This window comes from Frankia sp. AgB32, assembly GCF_023243045.1.
In the GTDB taxonomy this organism is placed as follows: Bacteria; Actinomycetota; Actinomycetes; order Frankiales; family Frankiaceae; genus Frankia.
In genome coordinates, this window is record NZ_JALKFX010000266.1 from 1 (window position 1) to 7,611 (window position 7,611).

Below are 7,611 nucleotides of genomic sequence, written 5' to 3' on the forward strand. Positions count from 1 at the left end.
CGGGGGGCGCGCGCGGGGGGGCGCCCCCCGCCGCCCCCCCCCCCCCCCCCCCCCCCCCCCCCCCCGACGTTTCTGCATTCCTACTTCTGCGACGTGATCTAGCCGGCGATTGCGGTCGGGCCGGCAAGCTCCGCAAACGCCCGACCCGGCCAGCACGTAGAGCCACAAACCCCTTACTCTCCTGGCGGCTCTATCTCTTTGATAGATATCATCATGGCATCTTTAATGATCTTCCGACGTGCCGTTCGGATTTCCACCACGAGCTTCCTCGACTTCGTCGATCCGACACCGAGGATTTTTCCAAGCTTGTCGGCTGGAATTGGACGCCTGTGTTCGAGCCAGTATTTGAAGTCCGCGTCCAAGGCACGCGGTAGGAGTTCGTCGAAATCTTGCGGATCACCGCCGGCGGGAAGGAAATCCGGGTTCTGTGGACCCGCTGTCGACGCACCATCCTCACGCTCCGATTCGGCCGGACTCTCACATTGAAGTGCCGCGTCGTCGCCGCCCCGTCCTGTTGCCTCCGTCGAACTTGTAGTCGTGACTCTCTGGTCGCGGGCCGCGATGTCGCGCATCGCCTGCATGAGGCTCGGGCCCACCTCCGCCCAGCCGATCAGGAGCATCGGGCCGACCGCGTCGAAAGCGTCCTTTCCGTACTCCTTTGCGATGATCGGCTCGGCCACATTCAACGCAAGTGTCACCGCCCTGCAGAACATCAGGAGTATCCGTGCCGATCGGAGCACCTCCTCGGCCACGTCGAAGATCACGAGAATGCGGATGCCGACCAGAAGTCCGATCACGGACAGGTCGACGGCCGGAGCCACGAGAGGCGCCAAGTAGCCAGGAACGCCCAGACGCAGCGCGAGGGTCCACCCGTTGCCGAAGCCGAACAGGAAGGCAAGGCCGACGACCGTGCTCATCACCAGGCCCACAGCGTGGGCTGCTGATGCTGCCGGGGAACGCGCGGGCTTGACCGTGGCGCGCCTCACCATCCTGGCCTTGCATGAAGCAGCCAGGAGATCTGATCCACCGGAGACCGGGAGGGCCGCATGAGGTGTGCGCGACGTGTGCGCGGACCCGTCAACCCGAACGGGTACGGATCGAGATCACCCATCAAGGTTGAGCGCTCCGAGCAGGATGGACTGTTCCAGACGAGCATCATTCGTCACCGTCTGGGATAGCGCCCGTCTTTCTACGGATCAGAAGGTTGGGGGTTCGATTCCCTCCGAGCGCACGCACGGTTGAGACAGGTCAGAGCCCCGCGCCCCCATCCAAGGTGCGGGGCTCTGCCGCTTTCAAGATCTTCAGTGCTGCCGCCAGCGCTGGCAATTCCGACACGGTAATCAGCTGTCCTCGCGGCGGATGCGGAGCAGACCGCGATGCACCACGGTGATGGCATCAGCCAGGTCAGCGAGATCGTGCTGGGCGACGAGGTTTTCGACCGCCGAGATCACCGTGCGGGCTGCCTGGTCGTCAAGGCGGAACACCACGATCCCGCGGTGAGACCCGGGCGGATAGGCACGGACGTTGCCGAAGCCGCGGTCGAGGGTGAACACGATCCGGCCCTCGTCGCTTGCAGCGGCAAGCACTTCGGGGTCCGTCCGTCCCGCAAGCTGCTCACTGAACACGGTGTCAGCGTCGATGTTGAACTTGGCGAGGCGTTCGGCCAGCGAGACCGGTAGGCCCTCGTCGAGCTTGACCTTCACGGGGCCGTGCGGAGCGGTACGAGTTCCTCACGGGCAAGCCGGGCGCCGTAGGCGGCTGCCGCCCGCACTCCCGAGCCGTCGATCGACGGATACTCGGTGACGATCTCCGAGACGGACATGCCGTCCGCCAGACAGTCGAGCACGACGCTGACGGGCACGCGGCTCCCTCGGATGCACGCCTGTCCGTGACCGACAGCCGGATCGGCGACGATCAGCGCGAGAAGGTCAGCTTCCATGAACACCAGTATGCCCGCATGACGGGTCGAGATCGGTCTACCTGCTGGCCGCGGCCAACCGAGATCGATCGATCGCGCTGGTCGCCCGGTCGCAGCGGTGACAGCCAAAGCGACAGCCGAGCAAGCGGACAACCTTGGACGACGGCGGACATCAGGGAATGACAGTTCCGGCGCCTGCGTACTTGGCGGACATTCGCGGACGTCACCAGAATATCCAGATCTGACTACGGATCAGAAGGTTGGGGGTTCGATTCCCTCCGAGCGCACTGTGTTTGACCTGTGGTTTTGACACTCTGTGACCTCCTGGTTCGATAGCTGGTGTGCGCGGGGTGTGCGCGGGCTTCGGGCTGCGGGGGACGAGCCGGGCGGCTCCCTCCGCAGCGCCCCGGGCCCGTTCGTCGAGGACCGAGGTGTACAGGTCCGCGGTCACCTCGTGCGAAGAGTGGCCGAGAGTCTCCTGGATGACCTTCAGGTCCGCTCCGCCGCCATGCATGAGGGTGGCGGCCACATGCCGGCCGTCGCGGGAGGCCGGGCACTGGCTCGGCATCGGCCTCACCGCGGTCATACACCTGATCGGACGCATGTGATCACTATTAGTGGAGGGCTACCCGCGGTGGCGGCACGGCGCGGTGATGCCGGCGGCTACCTCGCGGCCGTCGAACGCGCGGCCCGTGGCCACGCCGCTCCCGCCGCCGACACCATCGCGATCACCTCCGCACCAGAGGACGCCGAACTCCTCGGCCGGCGTCCCTGCTCGTCGTAGCCCCACACGGTCTGGTAGATCAGATCCGCGTACCAGGCGCTGTCCGCGTACGGGTCAGCGTCGTAGTAGGCACCGTCCGTGCGCCGGTCCGCGCCGATGCAGTTCCAGTCCGCGCCGACCAGGCCGGGTGGGCGGTTCTCGGGCCTCGTCATCACGGCAACGACCCGCTCCATCTGATCGGCTCGCATGTGACGGCCGAACGGCGTCCCACGGTGGCTCGCGTGCTGGACCCACCGCCCGTCGACCTCGAAGATGATCCGGGCAGGGGCGTGCCAGAAGTCGGCGGCCCCGTAGACCCGGAACGAACCCGGCACCACCGTCAGCCCCGGCCTCCACAGCAGCCCGACGTGAAACCGCTGCCGGCCCGCCGCGATGGCGGCCCGGCCCGGCTCGTAGGCACAGTCCATCCCGCTGTCATCAGCCAACGTCCGCAGCCGTGCCGCCGCCGTTTCAACGTCCGGGGCGATGATCTCCTGGACCGCGAGGACATCCGCATCCAGACCGCGGATGACTTCCACGACCCGCCCGTACCGCTCCCGCTTGTCCGGGCTGTCAGACTCGAACAGGTGAGGCCGGGAGGTAACCGGCCGGCGCCCACGATTCGCCCCGCCGTAGCTGTGCGCAGAGCCGAAAGGCGATGCTGACCCGGCCGATCACACAGAGGGAGGCGTCGGTGGACAGGCAAGACGTCGTTGCTGTCTTCGTCGCGGTCCTGGTTCCCCTCGTGACGGCCCTGGCCGGCGTGCTAAGCCTGCTTGTCCAGGACTGGCGGCTACGCCGATCACGAGCAGACCGCCGCCGGCTGGCCTTCGAGGACGCCACCCGCCAGGTGGCGTTCACCGTCGAATGGTGGACCGCCCGGCAGCTTCTGCCCACCACACCCGAGACCCTTCAGGACGCGACCGCGGTGGCGCAGGGCTGGCTGGACGAGGCGTCCGCGCGGGTGAGTGCCGCCGAGGTGCAGTCCCCCGTACCCCGCGGCAGGCTCCTACTGCTCTACCGCTTCCAGCACCGGTCCGCGAAGGCCATCCGGATCGGCTTCTTCATCATGCTCGGTGTCATGGCCTTGTCCAGCCTCAGCATCGTGGGCACCGCCCTGGCCGGCGGCACCGACCTCGGCTGGCAGGTGGTCTTTCTCGTCCTGTTCGGGATACTCGCACTGTCCCTGCGTTTCTGGGCCGTCTCCGCCAACTCCACCGGCCAGGACTGATCACCGCTCCCCTCCAGCACGGGTTTCATACCTATCGGCTGCCGACCGACTACCGGCCTCACCTCACCGCGGGGCACGAAACTCATGGCCGCCCGCCACGCCCTGGCCTGCAGGCTCATCGACCGCGAAACCGACTACCTGCGGTTCACCCACGATCCGCGAGTTCCCGCGGACAACAACGGATGCGAACGCGACATCCACATGATCAAACTTCGGCAGAAAGTATCCGGCTGCCTACGCACCCTCACCGGCGCCCGCCAGTTCTGCGCGATCCGAAGCTACCTGTCCACCGCCACCAAACACGGCATTCCGCTGTTCCCCGCCCTCGTCCACCTCGCCGAGGGCCGTCCCTGGATGCCCGCAACCAGCTAAACCAAGATCAAAGCGATACCTGACCAGTTACACACTTACGAACGGCTCGACGAAGCCCGCCGCATGCAATGGCTCGGCGAGGTCTCCGCACTGCAGGAGAGTCTGCGCCACATCGCCGTCAAGAAACAGCACGCCGAGCGCCTCCAGCAGCAGGCGGATCGCCAAGCGGGGGGCGAGGCGCTCAGCTGAAGACCTCACCGGCCGACGCAGGCTAAACAAATGGCTCCGGACGGCTCCCGTAGATCTGATCCAGGAAACCGATTGGAAAGTTCGTGTTTCGTTGGAACGGACTTCCTCGGGTAGCCTCGTACCGGGAGCATCATCGTGCCGCGACACGTTGGGGGCACGTGTGAACAGAAGACCAAAGGTCGTATTGGAGGCAGTCTGATGAAGACCCACCGCCAGTCGTTGCATCGCGCCAACCGTGACGGAGTCCTCCGTCGCGATCCCGATTTTTTCGCGGCGGAAATCGCGGACGTCTCACGCCGGCGGGTCAGGGTGTTTCCCACCAGGTTGATCATCCACGTCCTGCTGCCTTCCATTGCGTTCGCGATCTTCAGCCGAACCCTACTTCTCGAAGAAGAGGAAGAAGGAGCAGGCCTGGTAGGAACCTACGATGGGGAGGACAAGTACCGTCCCGATGACATGCGCCCGAACCAAGTCGCGTATCTCGAATCAATCGAGAAAATGACCGAGCGTTATAGTCGCATGGCTCACTTTCGCCTGCGTAGATACTTTGCCACCTCGGCCGGGGCAATCGCTTGCGCGTCCGCGGTGCCGGTTGTGGTTGCCGCTCGGTTTCCCGGCTGGATCGCGGCGGCGCTAGGCGCACTGGCTGCACTCGCGCAGGGCATTCAGCAGATCTTGCAAGACCAGCGTCTGGGTGCCGAGAGCCATGCGATTGCCGTCGAGATGTCGACAGCACTTCGCCGGTTCCGGTATGAAGCGGAAGAAGTACCGGAACGCGAGAGAGATGCATCATTTCGTACGTTTGTCGACCAGATGGAGGAGATTCAGCACCTTTCTGGGTCCAGAATGTTTGAGTTGATGCGTGAACACAACGCACCTACGAACTCCTCAGTAGTACGCACCGCAGCAGACGGTTCGCCGGAGTAATTCATGGAGTTCCCTCCATCACTGACGCCTATCGCGACTTTTCTCACCTCACCGACAATTCCGAAACCGTATTCTGAGCGAGGACGCGTGAGCGACATCGTGACGTAGTGCGGTGAAGGGTGTTCTCCTCGGCGGGGCAGGAGGCGTTTCTGGAAGGGCACGTCCACGCGTTCTCGGTCCTGGGCGGGCTGCCACGGGGCAAGGTCCGCTACGACAACCTGAAGGCCGCGGTCGCGACGGTGCTCGGTCTGGACCGCAGCCGGGTCGAGACGGCCCGGTGGACGGCGTTCCGGTCGCACTACGGGCTGGAGGCGTTCTACTGCCGGCCCGGGATCGAGGGAGCGCACGAGAAGGGCGGGGTCGAGGGCGATATCGGCTGGTTCCGCCGCAACCATCTGGTCCCGGTGCCCGAGGTCGACTCGCTCGCCGAGCTGAACGCCCTGATCGACCGTTGGGACGCCGCCGCGGACGGCCGGCGGATCGGGTCTCGGGTGCGCACCGTCGCCGACGACTTCGCCACCGAGGCGCCGCTGCTGGCCCCGCTGCCGGACGAGCCGTTCCCGACAGCGCTCGTGGCCACGGTCCGGGTCGATCGCTACGCCCAGATCAGTGTCCGCACGAACCGCTACTCGGTGCCGGCCCGGCTGATCGGCCGGCGGCTGCGGGTCGAGGCCGGCGCCTCCGAGATCGTCGTCTACGACGGCCGGGCCGAGGTCGCCCGCCACGAACGGCTGTCCGGGAAGCTGACCTCACGCCTCGAACTCGATCACTACCTGGAGCTGCTGCTGCGCAAACCCGGCGCGCTGCCCGGAGCGACGGTGCTCGAACAGGCCCGCGCGGCGGGGAAGTTCACCCCGGTCCACGACGCCTGGTGGTCCGCGGCCCGCAAGGCCCACGGCGATCAGGAGGGCACCCGCGCGCTGATCGGGGTGCTGCTGCTCGGCCGGCACCTGCCCGCCGAACACCTCGTCGCGGGCCTCGCCGCGGCGCTACGCGCCGGCGCATTGACCGTCGACGCGGTCGCGTTGGAGGCCCGCAAAGCCGCCGAGGCCGACCAGAACACACCCCTCGACGACACCCCGGCTCCCGCGGGCCCGCAGACCTCGATCAGTTCCACGGCATCGGATCCGGGCCCGACCAGGCGGGCACATCGCCGACAGGCGAGTGGGGTGTGTCGGCTCAGCGAGTCGACCTGTTTCGTATTACGATTGACTGGTAGAGATCCATCGGTCGGCGCGTAAGCATGGCGTGGCCGACGGGGACATCCGCCATGCCGTCGAGGGATATCTCGTTGCCTACTCTCTCGACGACGATGGACCGCCCTGGCGGGAGCTGCGGCTCGGCCCGGCCAGGTCGGGCAACCTGTTGGAGATCGTCGTCCTGCTCCTCGACGACGGCACGGAACTGATCATCCATGCGATGCGGATGCGTCCCAAATATCGGGATCTCCTGCCGTGACCAGGGAGAACATGACGATGACCGCTGACGAGCAGGAGCGCCGCACCCGTCGCGGCGCACCCGTAACCTCCGACATGATCGACGAACTCGCCGCCGATGCTGAAACCGGCTATGACGTTGCCGCTCTGCGTCGACGTGGCGGTAGGCGACCGCTCGGCTCCGCGCCCGGGGACGTCGTCCCCGTCCGGCTCGACCCAGATCTGCGCGCCGCTTTGGCCGCCCGTGCCGACGCCGACCACACCAACGCCAGCGACGTCATCCGCCAGGCGCTGCGCGCGTGGCTTGACGTTGCGTGAACGGTCACCGGTCAGACCTGGCCGCGCCCCCGCGGTGTGCGCAGGGGCCGTGGAGGATCGTCGGTCGTGGGCTGCGATCTGGGTGATCGCGCGTGGGCGAGGGCGGGCCCGCCGGCATCACACCGAAGGTGCTGGGGCCGGACGGAGGATCGGCCCTTGTTGGCGGACAGCATGTAGGTGTGCGTAATCCGTAGCGGCGTCGGTTGGGGATGTTTTGTGTGCGTTGCCGGCACACGTCAGGTTGAGACAGGTCAGAGCCCCGCAGCCGATCACACGGCGCGGGGCTCTGATCTTCACGATGTGCCGGAACCCGCGCTGCTCGGCGGAGGTGAGTGCTGCTCGACCGCCTCCCCGCCTCCGCCGGTCGGACCGCTGATGAACCGCTGTCAGCTGGCGGGGAGTAGCTTCACGAGCGGTGCCAGCTTCTGCTGGTCGATGCAGGCCGGCTTGCCGCCAT

At 66.5% G+C, this 7,611-nt stretch carries 11 protein-coding genes, 1 tRNA gene and 1 pseudogene; 7 read left to right on the plus strand and 6 right to left on the minus strand.

The window, feature by feature from the left end; genetic code table 11:
- Positions 1-173: 173 nt before the first annotated feature.
- From MXD60_RS28130 to MXD60_RS28140, 3 genes are all read right to left on the minus strand, one after another.
- A complete protein-coding gene (locus MXD60_RS28130) occupies positions 174-917 on the minus strand; it encodes a hypothetical protein (RefSeq protein WP_248822721.1) in 744 nt (247 codons plus the stop codon).
- Between the two features lie 423 nt (positions 918-1,340).
- Positions 1,341-1,703: a DUF5615 family PIN-like protein gene (locus MXD60_RS28135; protein WP_248822722.1), complete on the minus strand. Its 363-nt coding sequence runs from the start codon at positions 1,701-1,703 to the stop codon at positions 1,341-1,343.
- A complete protein-coding gene (locus MXD60_RS28140) occupies positions 1,700-1,939 on the minus strand; it encodes a DUF433 domain-containing protein (protein ID WP_248822723.1) in 240 nt (79 codons plus the stop codon). Before MXD60_RS28140 ends, MXD60_RS28135 begins: the two co-directional genes overlap by 4 nt.
- Before the next feature lie 170 nt (positions 1,940-2,109).
- Between MXD60_RS28140 and MXD60_RS28145 the strand changes: the two genes are divergently transcribed.
- A tRNA-Arg gene (locus MXD60_RS28145) sits at positions 2,110-2,205 on the plus strand.
- A 140-nt stretch (positions 2,206-2,345) separates the two neighbouring features.
- On the opposite strand, the pseudogene MXD60_RS29165 reads toward MXD60_RS28145, so the two are convergent.
- Both MXD60_RS29165 and MXD60_RS28155 read right to left on the minus strand, forming a co-directional pair.
- Positions 2,346-2,522 (minus strand): annotated as a pseudogene (locus tag MXD60_RS29165) (tyrosine-type recombinase/integrase); the annotation flags it as partial.
- A 59-nt stretch (positions 2,523-2,581) separates the two neighbouring features.
- On the minus strand, positions 2,582-3,268 hold the full coding sequence (locus tag MXD60_RS28155; RefSeq protein ID WP_368861298.1) for an endonuclease/exonuclease/phosphatase family protein: 687 nt from the start codon (positions 3,266-3,268) through the stop codon (positions 2,582-2,584).
- A gap of 107 nt (positions 3,269-3,375) precedes the next feature.
- Between MXD60_RS28155 and MXD60_RS28160 the strand changes: the two genes are divergently transcribed.
- Positions 3,376-3,912 carry a hypothetical protein gene (locus tag MXD60_RS28160; RefSeq protein WP_248822725.1) on the plus strand — a complete coding sequence of 179 codons (537 nt, stop codon included), beginning with the start codon at positions 3,376-3,378 and terminating at the stop codon, positions 3,910-3,912.
- 84 nt (positions 3,913-3,996) lie between these two features.
- Positions 3,997-4,284: an IS66 family transposase gene (locus MXD60_RS28165; RefSeq protein WP_248822726.1), complete on the plus strand. Its 288-nt coding sequence runs from the start codon at positions 3,997-3,999 to the stop codon at positions 4,282-4,284.
- Between the two features lie 27 nt (positions 4,285-4,311).
- Here the strand turns inward: MXD60_RS28165 and MXD60_RS28170 are convergent, their stop codons facing one another.
- Positions 4,312-4,482 carry a hypothetical protein gene (locus MXD60_RS28170; protein ID WP_248822727.1) on the minus strand — a complete coding sequence of 57 codons (171 nt, stop codon included), beginning with the start codon at positions 4,480-4,482 and terminating at the stop codon, positions 4,312-4,314.
- A gap of 189 nt (positions 4,483-4,671) precedes the next feature.
- On the opposite strand from MXD60_RS28170, the gene MXD60_RS28175 reads away from it, so the two are divergent.
- From MXD60_RS28175 to MXD60_RS28190, 4 genes are all read left to right on the plus strand, one after another.
- A complete protein-coding gene (locus MXD60_RS28175) occupies positions 4,672-5,400 on the plus strand; it encodes an SLATT domain-containing protein (protein ID WP_248822728.1) in 729 nt (242 codons plus the stop codon).
- A 119-nt stretch (positions 5,401-5,519) separates the two neighbouring features.
- Positions 5,520-6,641, plus strand: a complete 1,122-nt coding sequence (locus MXD60_RS28180; RefSeq protein WP_248822729.1) for a Mu transposase domain-containing protein — start codon at positions 5,520-5,522, stop codon at positions 6,639-6,641.
- A gap of 7 nt (positions 6,642-6,648) precedes the next feature.
- Positions 6,649-6,858, plus strand: coding sequence for a hypothetical protein (locus MXD60_RS28185; RefSeq protein WP_248822730.1), 210 nt, complete (start codon positions 6,649-6,651; stop codon positions 6,856-6,858).
- A complete protein-coding gene (locus MXD60_RS28190; RefSeq protein ID WP_248822731.1) occupies positions 6,855-7,154 on the plus strand; it encodes a ribbon-helix-helix protein, CopG family in 300 nt (99 codons plus the stop codon). The genes MXD60_RS28185 and MXD60_RS28190 overlap by 4 nt, the downstream gene beginning before the upstream one ends.
- The last annotated feature ends 457 nt before the right edge of the window (positions 7,155-7,611 follow it).